Genomic DNA, 21,770 nt, shown 5'->3' with positions numbered 1-21,770 from the left:
CTCAGATCAAGATCAGGGTTTTCACTGGAGGCTGCCGGCAACCCCATCACTCAAACTCCGCTGACAACGCTCAAGGTTCGATGCGAAGGAGACACACTCTCCCTGAGTCCGGCGAGACGGCAACGACCGGATGCGACCCGGCCCAGCGCGTCGCCAACTCATGTCACGCGACACCTCGACCCGTGCGGCGATGATCGTTACGGTGGCTCCATGGCGTCGATCAAACAGTTCCAGGTCACCTTCGACTGCGCAGAACCTGAGCGTGTCGCTCGTTTCTGGTGCGAGGTGTTGGGGTACGTCGTACCGCCGCCACCGGAGGGGTTTGCCACTTGGGACGCATACGATCACTCTCTGCCGCCTGAGCGTCAGGGTTCGGCGTTCGCCTGCATTGATCCCTCGGGTGTGGGCCCGCGACTGTATTTCCAGCGCGTTCCCGAAGGCAAGGCCGTCAAGAACCGGCTGCACCTTGACGTGCGGGTCGGCACCGGACTCGTGGGTGAAGAGCGCCTGGCCGCGCTTGAAGCCGAATGCGCACGACTGATTCCGCTTGGCGCGGTACACGTGCAGACACTGCGTGCCGATGGCGTGAACGAGTCGTGCATCCCGATGCAGGACATCGAGGGCAACGAGTTCTGCATCGACTGAGGGCCCGCGGATCTGTCCTCGTTTCAGCCCCCATGGACCGAAGCGAAGCCCCGGGCCGCTGGCGTGCTGAGTGCGATCACCACACCAGCGACGAGGGGCTTCGGCATTCACCCCACCGACCAGGATCAGAGAGATTCAGAAGCGCTACTTCGATGCGGACATCAGTGCTGAAGCAGGGACCCTGAATTCATGAAAGGGACTTTCCAGTGGAATGCGATGCCGTCGACGTAGATGAGGGTGCCGCCCTTCTCGGCGGCGGCGATATGAAGTCCGCGCCCGCGTCGAGCACGCCTTCGCCCGCATGAAGACTTGGAAGGTCCTGCGCGACTGCCACCTCAGGGGCGACGGCTTCCGCCACACCGTTCTCGGCATCGCCCGCCTGCGCGACCTCGCCCTCGCCGGGTGACCAAGAAGACGATCAGGTCAGCCGGCACGCCGTAGATCATTTACGGGACAAGGCCTGGACGGGCCGCAGGTCAGGAATTCTTGCTCGTCGGCATAAAGTTGTCGACTCGGTGCGGCCAGCCGGTAGTCCCGGCTCGGTGGGCTGGGAATCTCCGGCGCAGCCACGTGCTCTTCGAATTCAGCCTCGGTGCGAGGCGCCTGACGCAGGCAGCCGTGGTCTGCCACGACCGTCTTCTGCACCGCCTCGCACCGGTTCTTCCACAACTGGAAGCGGTCCGCGACCTGTACGGCTTCCGGCGCGCCAGCCCGGACAGCTCCGCCGCGATCGCGACACACGATTTCGACGCCGGGATACTCGTCCAGCCAATTGGTCGGCGTCTGGGCCTCGCACTGTCACCCCGCCGCCCGGGTCCCGAAGGACCCGGGCGGCGCGGTGCTGTTGCCTCCGTGTCAGGGTGTCAGCTGCCAGCGCGCGATGTACCCGACGTCGATGGACGCCCGGTCCTGCACTCGCAACTTCCAGGTGCCGTTGAGCGGTTGGGCGGAGGCGTTGACCGTGAAGGTCTGGTCGACGTTGTCGGCGGAGCCGCCGCTGCGGTTGAGCAGGGAGTAGACGGTGCCGTCGGGGCCGACGAGGTCGACGGTGAGGTCTCCGCGGTAGGTGTGGACGATGTTGACGTAGACCTTGGTGGTCGCGGAGGCGTTGCCGTCGCGGCCGGTGATGGTCACCGGCGACTCCACGGCCGCCCCGTTGTCGGGGATGTCCACGCGGGTGGAGTTGGCGTAGACGTAGGCGATCTGCCAGGTGAAGGTGGCCGAGGCGCTCGCCCCGGTGTCGTCGGTCACCGTGACGGTGACGGCACTCGTGCCGAGGGTGGTCGGGGTGCCGCTGATCAGACCGCTCGGGCTGACGGTCAGGCCGTCGGGCAGGCCAGTGGCCTCGTAGGTCAGCGGGGATCCGGTGTTGGTGGTGTAGGCGTCCAGTTGGAGGGCTACGACCTGGTTGACGCCGCTGGTCTGGTCGGCGACGGGGGCGAGGTTGACGCCGAGGGCGATGCGGTTGCCGACGTTGATCGCGGACCAGGCGTCGGCGACGGCCAGGTAGGTCGGGCTGTAGGCGCCGAACAGGTCGGCTGCGGCGGACAGGGTGGCGGTGCGGGCGCCGGCGTAGTCGGTCGTCGAGGTCATGTACGTGGTCAGCGCGCGGTACCAGATCGCGGCGGCGTTCTCGATGCCGATGCCGGTGACGGCTCGGCCGTCGTAGGTCGGACTGTCGTAGGAGACGCCGTTGACCGTCTTGGCACCGCTGCCCTCGGAGAGCAGGTAGAAGAAGTGGTTGGCGGGGCCGGAGGAGTAGTGGACGTCGACGCCGCCCAGGGTGGAGCTCCAACTGTCGTACGAGGAACCGTCCTTGGAGGGCTTGTCCATGTAACGCAGCGGGGTGCCGTTGCCGTTGATGTCGATCTTCTCGCCGATGAGGTAGTCCCCCGGGTCGGCCGGAAGGTTCTCGTGGAACTCGACGGCGGCGGCGAAGATGTCGGAGGTCGCCTCGTTCAGGCCCCCGGACTCGCCCGAGTAGACCAGGCCCGCGGTGGCGGCGGTGACGCCGTGGCTCATCTCGTGGGCGGCCACGTCGAGCGCGGTGAGCGGGTGGGTGTTGCCCGAGCCGTCGCCGTAGGTCATGCAGAAGCAGGAGTCCTGCCAGAAGGCGTTGACGTAGTTGCTGCCGTAGTGGGCGCGGCTGTAGGCGGCGACGCCGTCGTTGCGTATGCCGTTGCGGCCGTAGGCCTCCTTGTAGAAGTCCCAGGTGGCCGCGGCGCCGAAGGCCACGTCTACGCCGGCGGTCTGGCGGTTGGCCGGCAGGCCGTTGCCCCAGACATCGTTGTCGTCCGTGAAGAGGGTGCCGGTGCCCGAGGTGCCCTGGTTCAGGTCGTACGTCTTGTGTCCGGCGCGGTCGGCGTCGAGGAGTTGGTACGTCGATCCGGACAGGGTCGTGCCGAGCGGGACCGTGCCGACGTACTGGCCGGTGCCCTCGCCGGTGTGCACCGTCTCGGCGGCCAGGAGTTCCTTGCCGGTGGCGGCATCGGTGACGACCTGGAGCTCGCTGGGTGTGCCGTCCCGCTGGACGCCCTCGACGAGGGTCTCCCAGGCCAGCACGGGTTTGCCGCTGCCGGCCCAGACGACCAGGCGGGAGGCGTTCTCCACTTCGGCGCCTCTGACCCGGTCCTTCTTCGAAGCGGCGAGGGCCTTGGCGGCGGCACCGGCGGACGTGATCTTGGGGCTGAGCGAGGGTACCGACAGCTGCGCCGCGTTGGCCTTGGTGACGGTCGTACGGCCGCCGTCGTCATGGACGACGAGGTCGCCGCCGAGGACGGACAGGCCCGCGAGGGTGCGCTCGTAGCGGGTGTGCGTGGTGCCGTCGGCGTCCTTGATGACGTCCTTGACGACGAGCTTCTCCTTGGCCCCGAGGCCTATGCGCTGAGCGGTGCCGGTCGCCGCCGACTGCGCGCTCTTGACCAGGGCGGCGCGGCGGGCGGGGGTCAGCGAGCTCTGGGTGGCGCCGGTCCGGGGGGTGGCGGTGATCTTCGCGGGGGTCGGGCGCGCGGGGGCCGCGCCGGCCAAGTCCGGTGTGGTCAGGGCGAGCAGGGAGCTCACGGCCGTGAGGGCGAGGGCAGTGGCGGAGGTACGTCTGCGCCGCACGATGGCGCGGTGGGGCTGGGGCAACGGGGTCTCCTTCAGTACGACGGCCGGCCCCTGGTGGGGGCCGTGGACGAGGCGAATCGGCGGGGTACGCCGATCCGGAGCGCTGCACGGCATGCGGGTGGAAGGAGGTGGGGGGGAGGAGGTGGGGGGAGGGAAACGCGGCGGGGTCGCGTGATGAGACTGTGAGGGAACTGTGAATGCCGGGAGTAGAGTGGCATCACTGCCCGGGTTTTGTCATGCAAGTATCAAGTCAACGGCTGGAATTGACCTTGAGGGCCAGGCAAATCGGCACACGCGGCGCCGGTTTTCGGCCTGAGGCGGTTGCGGTGTGGCGCCAGTCCCCCGGCCGATGGCCGGGACGAGACAGCCCCGAGGGAGCGTCGCACTCTGTCCCGGCCAAGCCCCGGCGCACTGGACCAGGTGCCGGCAGGGCCCGCACCGTCGTCGGCGAGCACAGTGCAACCGGTGGCGAGGGTGGCCCAGGCACGGAACGGGCGGCAGCCGCCCCCGCCTTGCACCGCAACCGGCCCGGCACCCACGCCGACTTCAAGGACGGGGACACAGGCACCCGCGACCTGTCCCAGTGATGTCTCGGCACGGCGGCTGAGCTACCCACCATCCACCCTGCGACAGCTCAACTGCGCACAGTTTTGGTGAAGTCACGGTCAGAAGCGAAAGCGGAGTGCTAGACATCGGACGGACCTGCTTTGGTCAACTCCCTGTGACCGCCCCGTTGTAGAGAGTGTCGGCGTGAGGCGGAACTGAGCGGATAGGACGACCGTGTCGCACACCCCCACTCCAGTGCGCCGAAGATTCGGTGCCCGCAACCTGCGTGTGGCCCAGAAACTCCAGGCCATCCTGCTGATACCGGTGCTCGTCGCCCTCGCCCTCGGCGGCGTACGGGTGAAACGTACCGTCGACACCTGGCAGACCGCCGAGGACGCGGTCCGCGTGGCGGAGTTGGTCCAGGCCGCCAACAAATACGCCAATGACGCCATCAACGAACGCGACGTCTCCGTCATCCCGTTGGTCAAGGGCGACCGGAACTCCGCCACGGTCGTCAAAGCCCGGCAGATCACCGACGAGGACGCCAAGAGGTTCGACGCCGAGGTCGACCGCATGCCCAAGACCGCCGGTCTCAAGCGCCGGGTCTCACTCGTGCGCGAGGGCGAGAAGCAACTGCCTGTGGTGCGCGCCAGCGCCTTCACCGCCAAGCTGACCGGCGTACAGACCGAGGAGAGCTATCACGCCGTCCAGCACCCGCTGATGGAGATCTCCAACGAACTGGGCTTCGGCATCACCAGCCAGTCGACCTACGGCCGCACCCTCTACGCCGTCTCCCTCACCCAGGCCGCCGAGTCGCTGATCCGCGCCATCGGCACCCACCTCCTGGTCCAGGACCGCAGCAAGCTGTCCAAGGGTGAACTCCAGGCCCAGCTCGGCTCGTTCAGCTCCTACGTCTACCTCGAACAGATCGGGCTCCAGGAGTACACGGGGTTCGCCGGCACCACGGAGACGACCCGGTTGCGCGAGGCGCTGACGGACGCGCAGAAGAAGGGGCAGGAGCAGTCCATCGAGGCGCGGACCCAGGCCGAGGCGGCCGGCAAGACCTTCGTCCCCCCACCGGGCCTGGCCGAGATGTACCGCGCCATCGCCTCCGGCGCACCGGCGGCGAAACTCGCCGAGCAGGGCATCACACCGGAGGCCTTCTTCGCGGCCTCCACCCTCAGTTTCGACGCCTACCGCAGTGTCGAGGTGTATCTCACCGACACCGCGCTGGCCAAGGCGCACACCATCGCCGACGACGCCCGCAATGCAGCGATCCTCAACGCAGCGCTCGTGCTCGCCGCCATCCTCGCCGCCTTCCTGCTCGCAAACTGGGTGGCCCGGACGATGAGCACCAGCATGCGCAGGCTCAGCGCCTCCGCCCACGAGATCGCCGCCCAGCGGCTGCCGGCCCGGCTGACTCAGCTCACCCGTGCCATCCCCGGCAGGGTGGACAGCGACGTCGAACCGATCCCGATCACCACCACGGACGAGATCGGCGAGGTCGCCCGCGCCTTCGACCACGTCCACCGCGAGGCCGTCCGGCTCGCCGCCGAACAGGCCCTGCTGCGCGCCAACATCAACACGATCTTCAGCAACCTGGCACGCCGCAACCAGTCCCTCATCGAACGTCAGCTCACCATGATCACCGACCTGGAAGGCAGAGAAGCCGACCCCGACCAGCTGGAGAACCTCTTCCAGCTCGACCACCTCGCCACCCGGGTACGCCGCAACGGCGAGAACCTCCTGGTCCTCAGCGGCGAGACCCCCGCCCAGCAGTGGGACCAGCCACTGCCCCTGGTGGACGTCATCCGGGCCGCGGTCTCGGAGGTCGAGCAGTACGAGCGGGTCCAGCTCGCCGCTGTTCCGGAGGCCCCCATCGACGGACGGGCCGTGAACGACCTGGTGCACCTGCTCGCCGAGCTTCTGGAGAACGCCACCACCTTCTCCTCACCCCACGTCCCCGTCCACGTCACCGCCTCACGGCTGCCCGACGGCAGGATCATGCTCGAGATCCACGACAGGGGGATCGGGCTGCCTCCCGAGGAACTGGCGGTGATCAACCGAAGTCTCGCCGATCCGCCCACCGTGGACGCCGCGATCTCCCAGCGCATGGGCCTGTACGTGGTCGGCCGGCTGGCGGACCGGCACGGCATCCGCGCCCAGCTGCGTCCCGGCGACGCGGGCCAGGGAACGACAGCCCTGGTGATGCTGCCCGACACCATCAACCATCGGTCGGCGACCGAGGAACCGGATGCCGACACCATGGCCATGGTCGCGTTCGTGGACAGTCGCTTCAGCGACGGCACCACGTGGACCAACGCACCGTCCTGATCCGCGGCCGGTCCGCGCCGGGGCGGCGCAGGCAGCCGCAGCCCCGGCGCCGGCACTTCGGGGACCCCGGCACAGGCACCATGGACTCCCCCGCCGCTCAATAACCCGGACTGCGACTGGTCGGACAACGCCGACGACAAGCCACGATGCAGCCCGGATCGTCCTGCACCGGTCCCGGCGGTTTCCGTCAGGAAGGGCGGCGGATGGGGTTTCGGGGCGGATTCAGATCCAGACGGGCGCGTACTCGTCGGAGTAGCGGGCGCCGAAGCCGCCGTGCGGGAGGATCTCGTCGATCGCGGCGAGGTCGGCCGCGGTCAGGGTGACATCGGCGGCGCCGGTGTTCTCCTCGATGCGCCGGACGCTGCGGGTGCCGGGAATCGGCACGATGTGCTCGCCCCGGGTGAGCAGCCAGGCCAGGGCCAGCTGGGAGACGGTGATGCCCTTGGTCGCGGCCAGGTCGCCGAGCCTGTCCACGGCCTCGACGTTCTTCTCGAAGTTGCCGGGCTGCCAGCGGGGGTCGACGTTGCGAATGTCGGTGGCGTCGTATGCGCTGGCGGGCTTGGCGGTGCCGGTGATGAAGCCGCGGCCGAGCGGTGAGTAGGGGACGAAGCCGATGCCCAGTTCGTCGAGGAGCGGGAAGAGCTGCTCGACGTCCCGCTCGAACAAGGAGTGCTCGGTCTGCAGGACGGATACCGGCTGCACGGCGTGCGCCCTGCGAATGGTCTGCGGGCCGGCCTCGCTCAGGCCGAAGTACTTGACCTTGCCCGCGTCGATCAGTTCCTTGACGGCGCCGGCCACGTCCTCGATCGGCACGTCCGGGTCGACGCGGTGCTGATAGAAGACGTCGATCTGGTCGACGCCCAGGTAGCGCAGGCTGTTGTCGGCGACCTTGCGGATGTTGTCGGGGCGACTGTTCAGGCCCAGGCCCTGCTCGGTCTGCGCGAAGCCGAACTTGGTCGCCAGCACGACCTCGTCGCGGAAGTCGCTCACCGCCTTGCCGAGCAGGACCTCGTTGTTGCCGGTGCCCCAGCCGTAGAGCTCGGCGGTGTCGAAGAAGGTGACGCCCAGGTCGTGGGCGCGGCGGATGGCGGCAACGCCCTCCTGCTCGTCGCCTGGACCGTAGGCCATCGTCAGGCCCATAGAGCCGTAGCCGATCGCCGAGACCTTGAGGCCCTGGCTGCCGAGTGTCCTGTGCTGCATGACGCACTCCTCCGGTCAAACCAAACTGTTTGGTTTTTACCTTACGCCCCGCGGGCGCTCTTTACCAAACGGAACTGTTTGGTTGGGTGGTCTTCAGGCATGGCAGCTTCGACCGGCACAGACTCGACCCGTGACCGCATCCTCACCGCGGCACGGACCGAGTTCGCCCGGTACCGAATCGCCGGCGCGCGGATCACCCGTGGATTGGGGCGGTTCGGTTACGCCGGAGAAGGTGGCCGAATCGGCCCTGAACGTCAGTCGCTGCCGGCTGCGAGGAATCGGGCGACGGCGGCCTTCCCGACGCCGGGCGGCCCACAGGACGGCGGCGCCGAGCCGCGGCGGCTCTGCCGGGCGCGAGCCGTCGGCTGCTGGCCGGCAGCACTGGTCCCTCCTTCAGGAACGGCTGGGGGCAGGTGAACCTCATCCGCAGACGAGTGCAACTCACGGACGATCGGACGACCTGTCTTCGCTTCTCCGGCCGTGACAGCTCTTCGCGGGCATCGGCCGCTCAGCCGCGTTGCCGGCGGGCACGCAGAGCGGCCCACTGGCGCAGGCGCTCGCTGATCTGGGCTTCGTAGCCGTTGCGGGTGGGCTGGTAGTACGTCTCGCGGTTCATGCCGTCCGGGAAGTAGTCGTCACCGGAGAAACCGTCGGCCGTGTCCGGGTCATACTGGTAGTCCTTGCCGTAGCCGAGGTCCTTCATCAGCCGGGTCGGGGCGTTGAGGATGTGGGCGGGCGGCATGAGTGAGCCGGTGTTCCGAGCTGACCGGTGTGCGTCGTTGAAGCCCCGGTAGACAGCGATGGACTTGGGGGCGGTGGCGAGGTAGACGACGGCCTGGGCGATCGCCAACTCGCCCTCGGGGGAGCCGAGCCGCTCGTACACGTCCCAGGCGGTGAGGGCCTGCTGGACGGCGTGCGGGTCGGCCATGCCGATGTCCTCGCATCCGAAGCGGACCAGGCGGCGGGCGACGAACAGCGGGTCCTCGCCGCCGTCGAGCATGCGGGCGAGCCAGTACAGGGCTGCGTCCGGGTCGGAGCCACGCATCGACTTGTGCAGCGCGGAGATCAGGTTGTAATGGCCCTCTTGCGCCTTGTCGTACAGCGGGGCGCGCTGCTGGATGTGACGGGCCAGCCCGGCGGTGTCCAGGGCGGTTTCGGTGTCCGGGAGAGCCTGGAGCTGTTCGGCCATGTTGAGGAGGTAGCGGCCGTCGCCGTCCGCCATGGCGATCAGGGCGCGGCGCGCGTCGGCGTCCAGGGGCAGATGGTGGCCGGTGAGCTCCTTGGCGCGGTCGAGGAGTGTGGACAGTGCGGCTTCGTCGAGGCGTTTGAGGACGAGGACCTGGGTGCGGGACAGGAGGGCACCGTTGAGTTCGAAGCTCGGGTTCTCCGTGGTGGCGCCGATCAGGGTGACGGTGCCGTCCTCGACGTAGGGCAGGAAGCTGTCCTGTTGGGCGCGGTTGAAGCGGTGGATCTCGTCGACGAACAGCAGGGTGCCCTGGCCGATGGTGCGTCGGCTGCGGGCGGCGGCGAAGACCTTGCGCAACTCGGCGACGCCGGAGAAGGTGGCCGACACCGGTTCGAAGGCCAGGTTGCCGGCGTCCGCGAGGAGGCGGGCGATGGTCGTCTTCCCGACGCCTGGCGGGCCCCACAGGACGGCGGAACTGAGGCGTTGCTGGGCGACCATGCGGCCCAGCGGGGCGTCCAGGGCAAGGAGGTGGTCCTGCCCGACGACGTCTTCCAGCCGGGTGGGGCGCAGGCGGTCGGCGAGGGGCCGGGCGGGCTCCTCGCCGAAGAGCGGCAGGGTCGCTTCGGTCGGTTCCATCGGTCTCTCGGATCGCAGGCGGAGGTGTGCGGGCATGGCGAGCCTTGCACGAGGCACTGACATTGATGCTGGTACTCAGGCCCCGGTGGTCGTGGCTCTGGCACTGACTGACGTCAGGCGTCGGCTCAGCGGCTCGTGGGCGCGCTTGCGGTGCTCATCGGATACGCGGGCGGTCGCGTTGCGGCAGCCGCTCGACGGCCAGGTCGTAGGAGTCCTCGACCGCGTCGGTGACCAGTCGCTCGGTGATGCCGGGTCCCGGCCCGAGGGAGATCCAGTGCCGTTTGTCGAGGTAGCGGCCCGGTGTGATCGAGGCGTGGCCGTGCATGTGCGCGTGGGCGCGCTCGGGTTCGCACTTGACCGTGATGATCTGCTCGTCCGGGTCGTCGGTGACGATCAGGAACACCTTCTCCGCGACCTTGTACACGTCGAGTCCGGGAGCGAAGGGGTATCCGTGGCTGACGTCGGGGAGGGCCAGGGCCGCCTGGCGGGCGGTGTCCTGGAGCCGGTCGCCGGCCGCGCTCACCGGGCCGCCCGCGTGCCGGTGCCGTAGGTGTGGGGGTCGACGGGCCGCTCGGCCCTGGGCAGGTGGGCGACGACCAGCAGATAGGAGTCCGTGACGAGCTCCTCGACCAGCTTCTTGTCGACGCCTTCCCCGCTCTCCAGGGTGATCCAGTGCTTCTTGTTCATGTGGTAGCCGGGGGTGATGTGGCTGTACTGCTCCCGCAGGGCGTGGGCCTCACCGGGATCCGCCTTGAGGATCACGACGGGCCGCCCCGGAACCTCGGTCATCAGCATGAACACCTTGCCGCGTACCTTGAAGACCTCCCAGTCGTCGCCGAAGGGATGCCCCAACTGCGCTCCGGGGAGTTCCTCCGCGCAGTCGGCGGCGGTCTTGTGCAGGGCCGATCCGTTCATCGGGGTGAGCCTCCTGGGGTGGTCACGGGCTGCGTCATCGAAATAGGCGGAGGGCGCCGCGCGGGCACGGCAACACCCCCCCATCCTCCCGCCGAAGCCGGCCGGCAGGACGGTAGGCTGCGGACACGTGATGGTCGACAAGCGACACCCCGGGCCAGATGAACGGGCCGGACCAGCTGCGGTTCCGCTGTACGGTTTCCAGCCCCCGGTCGGTACTCCCTACGGCCTTGAGGTGAGTACCGTCGAGGATTTCTTCACCCAGCACGAGGACTGGCCGTGGAACCCGCCCCGTCCGGGCCGTGCCACCTTCCACTACCTCATCGCGGTCACCGAGGGTGAGCTGCGGCACGACGTCGACCACGTCACGCGGACCGTCGCCCCCGGCCAGTGGCTGTGGGTGCGTCCCGGGCACGCGCAGTGCTGGCATCCGCCCGGCGCCGCCCGCGGCCCGTTCATCCTGTTCGAACCGGACGTGCTGCGGCCCGACCTCGCCCGTCTCCTGGCCCCGCTCACCGCGCACGAGGCCCCTGCCGTGCTCAGCCCGCACCCCGACGACACCGCCTGGCTGCAGCAGACCGCACTCCAGCTCCTGGACGAACACCGCGCGCTGGGGCGCCGCCCCCTCGACGTCCACCACGCCCTGCGGCGCAGCCTCCTCGAAGCGCTGCTGCTGCGCTTGGCCAACTCCCCGGGCATCGTCCCCGTCGGTACGACCACAGCCACGGCGCGCGCCGACCGTGGCCGCGCCGACCGGTACGGGCGCTTCCTGGACGCCTTGGAACTGCACTTCCGTGAGCTGCACCAGGCCGCGGACTACGCCGAATTGCTCGGCTGCTCGGTCCGCACCCTGAGCCGCGCCGCCCGGGACGCCACCGGCAAGGGAGTGCGTGAACTCATCGACGAGCGGCGCCTCCTGGAAGCCCGGCGCCTGCTGGGAGGCGCCCGGTGGGACGCCCGGACCGTGGCCGACCACCTCGGCTTCACCGACCCCGCGAACTTCGGCCGCTTCTTCCGCGACCGCACCGGCCTCACCCCGGCCGCCTACGCGGCCGGCGACACCACGCCCGACCCGTGAGCTGAGCGCGGCGCCGCCCCGCGGCCCCCTGACCGTCCGGGACCCGGGTGTTCATGCTGCGTGACTCCCGCTCGTTTCGGAGGTCAACTCGGTTGGGTTCAGACCTAGTTGGGGACATGCTCTTCGGTGCAACGGGCGCCGAATCCGCCGGTCGGGGGGATCTCGTGGATCGCGGCGAGGTCGGCCTCGGTGAGGGTGACAGCTCGCTGGTGGCGCTGTGCTGTGCCTGCTCGGTCGGCTCCCTCTGGACAAGGTCCACCCGGCCCTGACGGCAGGACCTCGGGCCGCCCAGCCTGCCTGCGGTACGAGAAGGAGAGGGAGCAGCGAAGTGTCACCTGGCGACCACCGGATGGCCGCTGTCTGCCGGGCGACGGATCGGATTCCAGGGGATGCTCGGAGGGCGTCACCGCGCGCAACCAGCCGCCGACACAGCGCGCGAAGCACCCGAACCGCGCCGGAAGGAATCCGACGTCATGACCGCCACCGTCCCCAAGGCTCCGACTGCACCAGGAGTGCGTTCCTGGTGGGGGATTCCGTACGCCACCGCCGAGCGGTACCGCCGCCCCGTACTCGCGGACTTCGATCCGCACCTCCCCTACGACCGCAAGGGCGTCGTCTCCGTCCAGCCCGACAGCGGTGACTGGCTCGAAGCGGACAGGGGGATGGGCGAGGACTGCCTGAACCTGAACGTGTGGGCCCCCGAGCAGCCGGCCGACAAGGTGCTCCCGGTGACCGTGTACATCCACGGCGGCGGATTCGAGTACGGCGCGAACACCCAGATCACCTCGAACGCCTCCGGTCTCGCCGCGTCGGGGCGCGTGGTGAGCGTGTCCATCAACTACCGGCTCGGCGCCCTGGGCGCCGTCTCGCTCTCGCAGTACGGAGGGCGACTCGCCGAGGCCAGCAACCTCTGCCTGCAGGACGTCATCGCCGCGCTGACGTGGATCAAGCGGAACATCGCCCACTTCGGCGGCGACCCCGACAACGTCACCGTCTACGGCCACAGCGCCGGCGCCTATTCCACCTTCGGGCTGCTCGGCGCCGCCTCCGCCGACGGCCTGTACCGGCGGCTGGCCGGGTTCTCCGCCGGGCCCTCGCGTCTCCAGCCGGCCTGGTGGGCCGAGGAACTCGCGCACCGGTTCGTCACCGAACTCGGCGTCGCGGACAACCCGGAGAAGCTGCTCGACCTCGACACGGCCTCCCTGAGGGACGCCCTGCACAAGGTCACCCCGACGGACCTCGGAGTCCGCGGCGGGATGGACAGCAAGAGCCTCGGCGTCGTCCTGGACACAGGACAGCCCAGCGCGGTGCTGCACGCCCACCCCATGGACGTACTCGCCTCGGGCGCACACCGTGATGTCGACGTGCTGCTGAGTATGGCCAGCGACGACATGGGCTGGTGGGTGGCGAACGACCTCGACCGGTTCGACCCGGGCACCGTCGACCGCATCGTCGACGAGATCGCGGGATGGCGCATTCCCCGCTCCAGCGCCAAGAAGGTCGTCGACGGCTACGACCAGGACGGCCACACCCCCGCCGAGGTCCGCGCCGCACTCCTGACGGACTACATCTTCGGGCTCCCCGCGGCCCGCGGCGCCCTGGCGCACGCCGCCGCGGGCGGCAACGCCCGTCTCCTTCTGATCGGGCCCGCCGAAGGCGCGCCCGCCATGCACGGCACCGAGATGTACGCCCTCGTCGGCCAGGACAAGCCTGGCCGCAGCGCCGAACAGGCCGAGCGTGACACGCGTATCCGCGACGTCGTCCTCGACTTCGCCACCGGCGAGGAGTCCCGCCTGTGGCCCGCCGTCACGGACCGGCCCACTTCGGGCAGCGTCGGCAACCCGCCCTTCGAGGCCAATGCCCACTACCAGGCGGCCCTCGACCTGTGGGAGGGCATCGACCGCCCCTGACGGACGGCGGGCGATCCGGAACAACGCAGGGAACAACACGGAGTGAGGTACTCGGCATGAGCCAACCGACAGCAGCGGCCGGCGGCGCCGCACCGGTGACGATGCGGGCCGTCGTCGTCACCCGGCCCGGCGGCCTCGACGCACTGGAGATCAAGGATGTCCCGGTGCCCGTCCGCAAGCCCGGCTGGGTGCGGATCAAGGTCTTGGCGTTCGGCGTCAACGAATCCGAGGTCACCACCCGCAAGGGCGAGTCGGACGCGGAGGTCACCTACCCGCGGGTGCCCGGCATCGAGGGCGTCGGCGTGGTCGATGACGCCGACGAGGACAGCGGCCTGCGGCCGGGACAGCAGGTGGCCACGATGATGGGCGGCATGGGCCGCACATACGACGGCGCGTACGCCCAGTACGTGGCCGTCCCCGCGGCGCAGGTCATCCCGTTCGAGACAGGCCTGCCGTGGGAGGTCGTCGGTGCGCTTCCGGAGATGTTCCAGACCGCCTACGGATCGCTGGTCACCGGTCTGGACCTCAAGGCCGGGCAGACGCTGCTGATCCGCGGCGGCACCTCCACGGTCGGGCTGAGCGCGGCCACGATCGCCAAGGACCTCGGAGCCACCGTGCTGTCCACCACCCGCAGCTCGGACAGGGCAGGGGAACTGCGGGCCGCGGGCGTCGACCATCCCCTCGTCGACAACGGCACCATCGCCGACCAGGTGCGCAAATTGATGCCGGACGGCGTCGACGCCGCACTGGAGCTGGTGGGCTGCTCGGCCCTCGCCGACACCCTCCGCACCGTCCGCCGGCACGGCACGGTCTGCTTCACCGGAGCTCTGGCCGGCCAGTGGACGATCCCCGACTTCAGCCCGTTCCTGATCCCGGGCGGGGTGCGGCTGACCTCCTACGGCGGTCAGGCCGCCGACCTCCCGGCCGACGTCCTCGCCCACCAGCTCCAGGCCATCGCCGAAGGACGCCTCAACGTCCCGGTCGCGAAGGTCTACCACGGCCTGGAGCAGGTCCGTGACGCCCAGGCCGACGTCGAGTCCGGCACCACGCCGGGCAAGCACGTCGTCGTGCTGGACGACTGAAACCCGACCAAGGTGATCACCCTGACCACCTTCGACCTCGACGAGTACGTCTACAACGCCCTCGCCGCAGGAGCCGACGGGTTCCTGCTCAAGGACACCGACCCCGCCGAAATACTGCGCGCGAGGGCCCGCCGACGAGTCCCCGGGAACCGATGAGAGGCTCGTAGGAGTGGCCCTCGGGCGTGAAGATGAGGACGAAGTCTTCTCCCATCCGAACAGCTACCTCCCGCAAGCGGACCAAGACGTCTGCCTGGGCCGACAGGTCGAGGCCCAGGGCCGCCGCGGCACGGTCTCTCCGGGCCACGAGATCCGGCATGTCCGCCAGGTACTCGGCCGAGAGCTCTTGACTCTCCTCGTCCGTGAACGCTTGGCAGTCGCGCCTCGCCACCATCACCGCAGAAGAAATATGTGCCCCCAGCGCCGTCGCCGGCGAAACCCTCGAGCGCAGCCCCCGAGGCGAGGTGGACCTCTTCGACATGGTCGCTGCGGTCCAGGTCGAAGTCGCCCGGCCAGGCGAGAAACCGGGCAGCCGCGTCCTGTTCGCGGACGGCAGTGATCACCGAATCCATGAGCCGCACCCTACGGCTCACTGGTTGACAAGCATCATTGGGAATCAATCACGCGACGGAACCGGTAGCTCTGCTTGCGCGTTGGCTCGGCAGTGCTTTGGGAGGGGAGAACCTTGTCGAGTGTGAGTTTCCCGCCGGTGCGGGCGGTCGGACGCGGGGCGGCCTGGTACCGCGGGGATTGCCATGTCCACTCCGTCGACTCGGACGGGGAACTCACTCCTGAAGAGTTGGCCGTTCGGGCGCGCGCTGCCGGGCTCGACTTCATGGCGACAACGGAGCACAACTCAGCTGCAGAACCCGGTGCATGGGGGCATCTGGCTACCGATGACTTCTTGATCGTTCTCGGTGAGGAAGTGACCACGAAGACCGGGCACTGGCTCGCGCTTGGCATCAACCCCGGCGAGGTCGTCGACTGGAACCACCAGGTCGGGGACGGGCTGATCGAACAGTGCCTGGATCAGGTCCATCGCGTGGGGGGCCTGTGTGTGGCCGCACACCCGCATGCGCCCTATCCGTCGGGCGGCTTCATGTTCTCCTTCCGGGGCTTCGACGTGGCGGAGGTCTGGAACGGACTGTGGGCTTCGGACCGCCCCTGGAACGCTGACAACGAGACCGCCCTGGCGCAGTGGGGGCGCAGCCTCGCAGCGGACATCCACACGGGCTCGTGGCGGCCGGCGATGGGCAACAGCGACACCCACTTGGAGGGGCAGATCGGCATCCCTCACACCGTGGTGTTCGCCAATGAGCTGAGCACCGAGGCGGTCCTGGCCGGAATCCGTGCCGGCCGCAGCTGGATCGCCGAGTCGGCGGACGTGGACGTGTCGTTCACCGCCAATGCCGATGGTCGCGCTGCCGGGGTGGGAGAACAGCTCACAACTCATGGTGGGCAGGTCGAAGTGCAGGCGGCAGTACGAGGTGTGCCGGTGGGGACCGTCAGTTTCCACACCGATCAAGGGCAGGTTCACTGGGCGTCTCTCCCCGGCGACGGGGCAGGTGCGGTGCAGTGGGACACGACGGCGCAGGACTCAGCGTTCGTCCGCATCGAGGTCCGCCATCCCAACGGGCACGTCGCCGCACTCACCAATCCGATCGTCCTTACCTGACCGCTCGTATCACCCTACGGTGCGCAGGCGACGGAGGCAGGAGATGCTGCAGACCAGTTCGAGCGGGCCCTGATGTAGATCGGCGCGTCCTTCGTAGCGGAGCCCAAGCCGTTTGAACTGGTGCAGCCAAGCGAAGGCCCGCTCCACCACCAGGCGGACCTTGCCAAACCCCGAGCCATACCCGAAGACCGTCGCCCGCCGGACTTTCCTGGTCCGTGCGGGCGACGGTGAACGTTCCGTATGCCGCGGCACCGCGGTTGCCGGGTCGAGCGGGGCCGTCTCGCGGGGTGGATCGCCGTCCTGACCTGAAAGGGCAGCGGACCGTACATCTATGTGGTCCGCGCTCTCAGCGGCCAGGAGGAAGATCCCTTCACCACCGAGCCGCGCGGCAGTTCCACCACGCCAGAGACGTCGCCACTGCCTCTGATGACGGTGACGGCCGGGTGCAGGACGGTCAGGGCCCTGGTGATCAGGACGCCGGTGTGGCCGCGGTCAGCAGCCGAAAGAACTGCACCAAAACCGGGGATCAGGCCGCGACGAGCTCCTGCTCGCGTTCCGGCGCCTTGACCTTGGGCTTCTTGTTCGGCAGCGAGAGCCGGAAGACCTTGTGCCAGGCGGAGAACACCTGCTTGGGCAGTGGCCCGGTGACGTACTCCAGCTCGTACTTCTCGAACAGCGCGCGCACCTTCACCGCGACCTCGGCGTACCGGTTGCTCGGCAGGTCCGGGAAGAGGTGGTGCTCGATCTGGTGCGACAGGTTGCCGGACATGAAGTGCATGGCCTTGCTGCCGCTGATGTTCGCCGATCCCATCATCTGGCGCAGGTACCACTGGCCGCGCGTCTCGCCCCTGATCGACCGGCGCTCGAAGACCTGTACGCCCTCGGGGAAGTGCCCGCACATGATCACCGAGTGGGTCCAGACGTTGCGGACCAGGTTCGCGGTGAACGTGGCGGCGAGCGTGGTGAGGAACGACGGTCCCGACAGCAGCGGGTGGATCACGTAGTCCTTGAGCACCTGCTTGCGGATCTTGCGACCCACGTCCCTGGCCCGTGCGCGGAACTCCGGGTTGCCCCGGCGGCGCTTGCTCAGGTTCTTGCCGAGCTCCAGGTCGTACGCTGCGATGCCGTACTCGAAGAAGCAGGCGTTGAGGAAGTTCCACAGCGGCTGGCCGAGGTGGAACGGGTGCCACTTCTGGTCCTCGTCGACCCGCATGATGCCGTAGCCGAGGTCGTTGTCCTTGCCGATCACGTTGGTGTACGTGTGGTGCAGCTCGTTGTGCGAGTGCTTCCACTGCTCGGCCGGCGAGACGTGATCCCAGTCCCAGGTGGTGGAGTGGATCTTCGGGTCTCGCATCCAGTCCCACTGGCCGTGCAGGATGTTGTGGCCGATCTCCATGTTGTCCATGATCTTCGCCACGGACAGACCCGCGGTGCCGATCAGCCACGCCGGCGGGAAGATCGAGAACAGCAGCACGCCCCGGCTGGCCAGCTCCAGCTTGCGCTGCACCGAGATGACCTTGCGGATGTACGCGGCGTCCTTCTCGCCGCGGGCGGCGATCACCTCGTCGCGGATCCTGTCCAGCTCGCGGCCGAGCTCCTCGATCTGCTCAGCGCTCAGGTGGGCGGTGGGGTCGATGGCGGTCAAGGTGCTCCTACCGTTCGATGTCGCAGGGGCCCGCCGCAGCGGACACACAGGTCTGGATGATGACGCCCGGCTCGGCTTCGGTGATCTCGCCGGTGCGCAGGTCACGGACGGCGCCCGCCTTGAGCGGCGTGACGCAGCCGAAGCAGATGCCCATACGGCACCCGGACGGCATGAGCACACCGGCCTCCTCGCCGACATCCAGCAACGGCGTGGCACCGTCCGCGTCGACGGTCTTGCCGCTGGCGCTGAACGTGACCTCGCCGCCGTCGCCGGCGACGACGATGCTGGGGCGGAAGCGTTCGGTGTGCAGGCGCTCCAGTACGCCGTGCTCTCTCCAGTGCTCTTCGGCGGCGTCGAGCAGGCCGGCGGGCCCGCAGGCCCAGGTCTCGCGCTCGGCCCAGTCGGGCACGACGTCGTCGAGGCGGGCGATGTCGAGCGTGCCGTCCGTGTCGGTGTGCACCTCGGTGAGCCGCAGCTTCTTGTCCGCGACCAGGCCGTGCAGTTCGTCGCGGAAGATCACGTCTTGCGGCTGTGGCGCGCAGTGGACCATGACGACGTCGTCGAACTCGGTGTCGCGCAGCATGCCCATCACGGGCGTGATTCCACTGCCGGCCGTCAGGTAGAGCACCTTGGCGGGCTTGGCCTGCGGCAGCACGAAGTCACCGGTCGCCTGGTCGAGCTGGATCAGCGTGCCCGGTTGCGCCCTGCGGACCAGGTGGTTGCTGACCTTGCCGTCCGAGATCGCCTTCACAGTGATCGTGACCCGGCCGTCCTGCCGGCTTGTCGGCGAGGTGATGGAGTAGGCACGCCACAGGCGCACCCCGTCGACGTCGACCCCGATCCGCACGTACTGACCGGCTGTGTGGCCGCGCCAGCCGCGTCCCGGTCTGATCACGATGGTCGCGGCGTCACCCGTCTCCGGGTGCACGGCCTCGATGCGCCCACGCAGGTCAGCACCCGCACGAAGCGGGCTGACCAGGTCGAGGTAGTCCGACGGCAGCAGCGGCGTCGTGACCATCTCCAGCAGTTTCCACGCCCTGCTGCGGAGGGCTGTACTCGTCATGACTCCAGCTTGCTGCGTCTCAAGGCGTAAAGTCCTGACCGCAGGACGTAAATCTGGTCGGCCGAATTGTTCGTAGGGAACAAAAAGTGAGCCATGCAATCCGGAGGGCCAGCGAACTGGCCCTGGATGAGACGACGGTCACCGTACTTCGGGCCGCGCTGAGGACCACCGCCGACGAGATCGTCCAAGCGATCATCGACGAGGTCCCTCCCTACGCCCACGCCCTCTCGGGCCGCATGGGCGCCACCATCCGCCGAGCCGTCCGCACCGCCCTGGGACACTACCTGGACCTCGCGAGCGGGAACGCCACGGGCGCCGACGCCGGTGACGCAGCCTACGAACTGGGCCGCGGCGAAGTACGCGACGGCCGTTCGATGGACGCCCTGCTCAGCGCCTACCGCGTCGGCGCCCGCGTGGCCTGGCGATGCCTGGCAGCCGGTGCCGTCCCCGCAGGACTGCCCGCCGCCGAGGTCGCCAAGTTCGCCGAACTGACCTTCGCCTACATCGACGAACTCTCCGCCGCGAGCGCCGCCGGCCACGCCGACGCACTGGCCGCCCGGGGCAGGGCTCATGAGCGCCACCTGGAACAACTGGCCCGCGCCCTCCTCACCGACGCGAGCCCGGACGTGCTGCTGGCCTCGGCTCAAAGGGCGGGGTGGCAGCCTCCGGTTTCCCTGACCGCGGTCCTGCTGCCCGCCGCCCAGACCCGGCCCGCCTATCGGACGCTCGACCCGAGCACCCTCGTCCTCGACGATCTGCCGGACGCCTCCGGTGTGCTGCTCGTCCCCGACGCCGACCGACCGCATCTCCTGCGGCAGCTGACCGACCGCACCGCCGTGGTCGGCCCGGCCCGGCCATGGACACGTGCGTCCGCCTCATACGCACGAGCCGTACGCGCGCGGTCCCTCTCCTCCGATATCCGCGACACCGAGGACCACCTGCCCGAGCTGGTGCTGAGCGCCGACGTGGACGCGTTCGCAGACCTGCGTGCCCGCGCCCTCGCACCGTTGCGGGCCCTGCCTGCCGCGACCGCGCGGAAGCTGGAGGAGACGTTGCGGGCGTGGCTGCTGCACCAGGGCAGGCGGGACGAGGTGGCGGCGGAGTTGTTCGTCCACCCCCAGACCGTCCGGTACCGGATGGCGCAGCTGCGGGAGCTGTTTCCGGATCTCGCATCGCCACACCGGGTCCTTGAACTGACACTGGCGGTCGGTCTCCGAGACAGCTGACGCGTACGTCGACCGTCCACGTCCTTGTCCGCAACCGGCCCGGGAACCGTGCCTCGCTCTCGGTTCCGACAGGTCAACCGGACGACCGGCCGGGCCGGCCTGGCACACCCCGCAAGGGATGATGGGGATGAAATGACGGAACGTGAGATCAGGAGCTTCCATGGCGCAGCGGGTTCACCGACCCCGTGAGGACGCGGAGTTCAATTTCATCCTCGGGATGAGCGCGGTTCCGGTCCTCGCATACTTCATCGGGACCTGGCCCAAGGCAATCGAACCCTGCCAGGTGATGGACCTCGTCGTGGGCGGCATCGCCGACGACTACACGGGCCGCCTGACGGCCGTCCGCGCCGACATCACGCGCTGTCCGGCCGCAACCGAGCGATACGGGATCACCGGCGCCCCGTCCTACCTCCTGCTCAAGGAGGGAGAGGCCGTGGCGCAGGGCACGGGGCCCATGACCACCGCCGAGGTACGGAAGTTCCTGGACGGCCACCTCTGAGCGGCCGCTGCGGCACGTGGCCGCGACGCCCGTCACGTTTCGGCTCGGCTCGTCCCGCACTCCGCGAAGCAACCAACGACCGAACGAAGACGCACCTGGGCCGACCACGGCAGGACTGCGCCGCGCCCTTCAGCCGTCCGAACTCGGCGCCCCGGAGGTGAGGTGCGTTCCGTCCGTCCGGTCCGTCGCTTCAGGTACTGCGGCCTGCCTGCTCCAGGGCCGTACGACCTCGACGGCCGCGCACCAGCTGCCCGCCTGATCCTCCCCAGCGCCATCCAGCACTGACGGCGGCCTGATCCGCCCGGCTCGGCCCCCGTCTGCGGACGGCCCCGGCGCGGTCCGGGGGAGCCGGACAGCCAGGCCCGCCAACTGGAGGACTTCATGACGTCACCCCGAACCGAATGCTCCAGAGGAGCTAGCAGTTCGTGATCCAAGAGACCCAGGCCCATGAGGCAGAGTCGTCGCTGCTGTGGGCACCCGGTGTCGTGTAGCCGAGATTCCAATTGCCGTCATACATCCGGGCTTTCGTGCCTCGCGTCTGGTTGTTGTCCCACGATCCGGTGACGCCCCACGGCATGGGATAGTCGTCGCAGGTGTACATCTCGATGTAGCCGCCCCTGAAGTTCGGCTCATCGTAGGCGCAGAACCAGCCGTAGTCGGCTCCGCCTGTGCACGGGTCGTAAGAGGCGGCATCAGCACCGAGGACAGACCTCAGGTCCCGCGGTTCAGCTTCTCCCGGCACGGCTACGTGCACGCTGTTCTTGCCGCCAAGGGCGATCGTGTTGAGGTTGACGCGCGTTCCGCCCATCTTGGCCTGGATACGTTCGACTTCGGCATTCAGTGCAGCGGTCTGCGCGCCGGTCAGATTGATCGCCCTCGCTTGCGCGGCGAAATCCTGGCTGAGGTTGGTGGATACAGAGGCGCTGGCAGTCGTGGTGGCCATCACCGCGAGCAGGGTGCCTGTGAGTGCGACGAGAAGCCGCCATCGCCCGCCACCTGCAAGGACGTCGTGCTTGGTCATTGAGTCC

General features: G+C 68.9%; 16 protein-coding genes and 2 pseudogenes. 10 read left to right on the top strand and 8 right to left on the bottom strand.

What is annotated here, in order from left to right:
- The first annotated feature begins 210 nt into the window (after positions 1-210).
- Positions 211-645, top strand: coding sequence for a VOC family protein (locus tag OHT57_RS45415; protein ID WP_328752839.1), 435 nt, complete (start codon positions 211-213; stop codon positions 643-645).
- Between the two features lie 265 nt (positions 646-910).
- A pseudogene (locus tag OHT57_RS45410) lies at positions 911-1,051 on the top strand (IS5/IS1182 family transposase); the annotation flags it as partial.
- Between the two features lie 449 nt (positions 1,052-1,500).
- On the opposite strand, the gene OHT57_RS45405 reads toward OHT57_RS45410, so the two are convergent.
- Positions 1,501-3,774 carry a M4 family metallopeptidase gene (locus OHT57_RS45405; protein WP_328752838.1) on the bottom strand — a complete coding sequence of 758 codons (2,274 nt, stop codon included), beginning with the start codon at positions 3,772-3,774 and terminating at the stop codon, positions 1,501-1,503.
- A gap of 780 nt (positions 3,775-4,554) precedes the next feature.
- Here OHT57_RS45405 and OHT57_RS45400 point away from each other — a divergent pair.
- Positions 4,555-6,633 carry a sensor histidine kinase gene (locus tag OHT57_RS45400; RefSeq protein WP_328752837.1) on the top strand — a complete coding sequence of 693 codons (2,079 nt, stop codon included), beginning with the start codon at positions 4,555-4,557 and terminating at the stop codon, positions 6,631-6,633.
- A gap of 222 nt (positions 6,634-6,855) precedes the next feature.
- On the opposite strand, the gene OHT57_RS45395 is transcribed toward OHT57_RS45400, so the two are convergent.
- From OHT57_RS45395 to OHT57_RS45380, 4 genes are all read right to left on the bottom strand, one after another.
- Positions 6,856-7,833, bottom strand: coding sequence for an aldo/keto reductase (locus OHT57_RS45395; protein WP_328752836.1), 978 nt, complete (start codon positions 7,831-7,833; stop codon positions 6,856-6,858).
- A gap of 508 nt (positions 7,834-8,341) precedes the next feature.
- A complete protein-coding gene (locus tag OHT57_RS45390; protein ID WP_328752835.1) occupies positions 8,342-9,655 on the bottom strand; it encodes a replication-associated recombination protein A in 1,314 nt (437 codons plus the stop codon).
- 154 nt (positions 9,656-9,809) lie between these two features.
- Entirely contained in the window at positions 9,810-10,178 is a 369-nt protein-coding gene (locus OHT57_RS45385; RefSeq protein WP_328752834.1) for an MmcQ/YjbR family DNA-binding protein, read from the bottom strand.
- Positions 10,175-10,570 (bottom strand): MmcQ/YjbR family DNA-binding protein, encoded by a 396-nt coding sequence (locus OHT57_RS45380; protein WP_328752833.1) that lies wholly within the window; start codon positions 10,568-10,570, stop codon positions 10,175-10,177. Before OHT57_RS45380 ends, OHT57_RS45385 begins: the two co-directional genes overlap by 4 nt.
- A gap of 232 nt (positions 10,571-10,802) precedes the next feature.
- Here OHT57_RS45380 and OHT57_RS45375 point away from each other — a divergent pair, with 232 nt between their 5' ends.
- From OHT57_RS45375 to OHT57_RS45355, 5 genes and pseudogenes are all read left to right on the top strand, one after another.
- Positions 10,803-11,645, top strand: coding sequence for a helix-turn-helix domain-containing protein (locus OHT57_RS45375; protein WP_328752832.1), 843 nt, complete (start codon positions 10,803-10,805; stop codon positions 11,643-11,645).
- A 473-nt stretch (positions 11,646-12,118) separates the two neighbouring features.
- Positions 12,119-13,555, top strand: a complete 1,437-nt coding sequence (locus OHT57_RS45370; protein ID WP_328752831.1) for a carboxylesterase family protein — start codon at positions 12,119-12,121, stop codon at positions 13,553-13,555.
- A 56-nt stretch (positions 13,556-13,611) separates the two neighbouring features.
- Positions 13,612-14,637 (top strand): alcohol dehydrogenase catalytic domain-containing protein, encoded by a 1,026-nt coding sequence (locus OHT57_RS45365; protein WP_328752830.1) that lies wholly within the window; start codon positions 13,612-13,614, stop codon positions 14,635-14,637.
- Positions 14,638-14,760: pseudogene (locus OHT57_RS45360) on the top strand (DNA-binding response regulator); the annotation flags it as partial.
- Between the two features lie 538 nt (positions 14,761-15,298).
- Complete coding sequence (locus OHT57_RS45355) at positions 15,299-16,309, top strand: CehA/McbA family metallohydrolase (protein ID WP_328753516.1); 1,011 nt, start codon at positions 15,299-15,301, stop codon at positions 16,307-16,309.
- 526 nt (positions 16,310-16,835) lie between these two features.
- Here the strand turns inward: OHT57_RS45355 and OHT57_RS45345 are convergent.
- Both OHT57_RS45345 and OHT57_RS45340 read right to left on the bottom strand, forming a co-directional pair.
- On the bottom strand, positions 16,836-17,954 hold the full coding sequence (locus OHT57_RS45345) for a fatty acid desaturase family protein (RefSeq protein ID WP_328752829.1): 1,119 nt from the start codon (positions 17,952-17,954) through the stop codon (positions 16,836-16,838).
- Positions 17,955-17,961: 7 nt separating this feature from the next.
- On the bottom strand, positions 17,962-19,017 hold the full coding sequence (locus OHT57_RS45340) for a ferredoxin reductase (RefSeq protein ID WP_328752828.1): 1,056 nt from the start codon (positions 19,015-19,017) through the stop codon (positions 17,962-17,964).
- An 86-nt stretch (positions 19,018-19,103) separates the two neighbouring features.
- Here OHT57_RS45340 and OHT57_RS45335 point away from each other — a divergent pair, with 86 nt between their 5' ends.
- Positions 19,104-20,243, top strand: a complete 1,140-nt coding sequence (locus tag OHT57_RS45335; RefSeq protein ID WP_328752827.1) for a PucR family transcriptional regulator — start codon at positions 19,104-19,106, stop codon at positions 20,241-20,243.
- A gap of 160 nt (positions 20,244-20,403) precedes the next feature.
- Entirely contained in the window at positions 20,404-20,742 is a 339-nt protein-coding gene (locus tag OHT57_RS45330; protein ID WP_328752826.1) for a thioredoxin family protein, read from the top strand.
- A 415-nt stretch (positions 20,743-21,157) separates the two neighbouring features.
- Here OHT57_RS45330 and OHT57_RS45325 read toward each other — a convergent pair whose 3' ends face one another.
- Positions 21,158-21,763 (bottom strand): hypothetical protein, encoded by a 606-nt coding sequence (locus tag OHT57_RS45325; RefSeq protein ID WP_328752825.1) that lies wholly within the window; start codon positions 21,761-21,763, stop codon positions 21,158-21,160.
- Between the last annotated feature and the right edge of the window lie 7 nt (positions 21,764-21,770).

It is taken from the genome of Streptomyces sp. NBC_00285 (assembly GCF_036174265.1).
GTDB lineage: Bacteria > Actinomycetota > Actinomycetes > Streptomycetales > Streptomycetaceae > Streptomyces.
This window is presented reverse-complemented; position numbering and strand designations above follow the sequence as displayed.

Excerpts from the sequence above, each read along its gene's own strand:
- OHT57_RS45415 (WP_328752839.1), top strand. The coding sequence starts at position 211 with ATGGCGTCGATCAAACAGTTCCAGGTCACCTTCGACTGCGCAGAACCT.
- OHT57_RS45395 (WP_328752836.1), bottom strand. The coding sequence starts at position 7,833 with ATGCAGCACAGGACACTCGGCAGCCAGGGCCTCAAGGTCTCGGCGATC.
- OHT57_RS45390 (WP_328752835.1), bottom strand. The coding sequence starts at position 9,655 with ATGGAACCGACCGAAGCGACCCTGCCGCTCTTCGGCGAGGAGCCCGCC.
- OHT57_RS45380 (WP_328752833.1), bottom strand. The coding sequence starts at position 10,570 with ATGAACGGATCGGCCCTGCACAAGACCGCCGCCGACTGCGCGGAGGAA.
- OHT57_RS45370 (WP_328752831.1), top strand. The coding sequence starts at position 12,119 with ATGACCGCCACCGTCCCCAAGGCTCCGACTGCACCAGGAGTGCGTTCC.
- OHT57_RS45365 (WP_328752830.1), top strand. The coding sequence starts at position 13,612 with ATGAGCCAACCGACAGCAGCGGCCGGCGGCGCCGCACCGGTGACGATG.
- OHT57_RS45340 (WP_328752828.1), bottom strand. The coding sequence starts at position 19,017 with ATGACGAGTACAGCCCTCCGCAGCAGGGCGTGGAAACTGCTGGAGATG.
- OHT57_RS45330 (WP_328752826.1), top strand. The coding sequence starts at position 20,404 with ATGGCGCAGCGGGTTCACCGACCCCGTGAGGACGCGGAGTTCAATTTC.
- OHT57_RS45325 (WP_328752825.1), bottom strand. The coding sequence starts at position 21,763 with ATGACCAAGCACGACGTCCTTGCAGGTGGCGGGCGATGGCGGCTTCTC.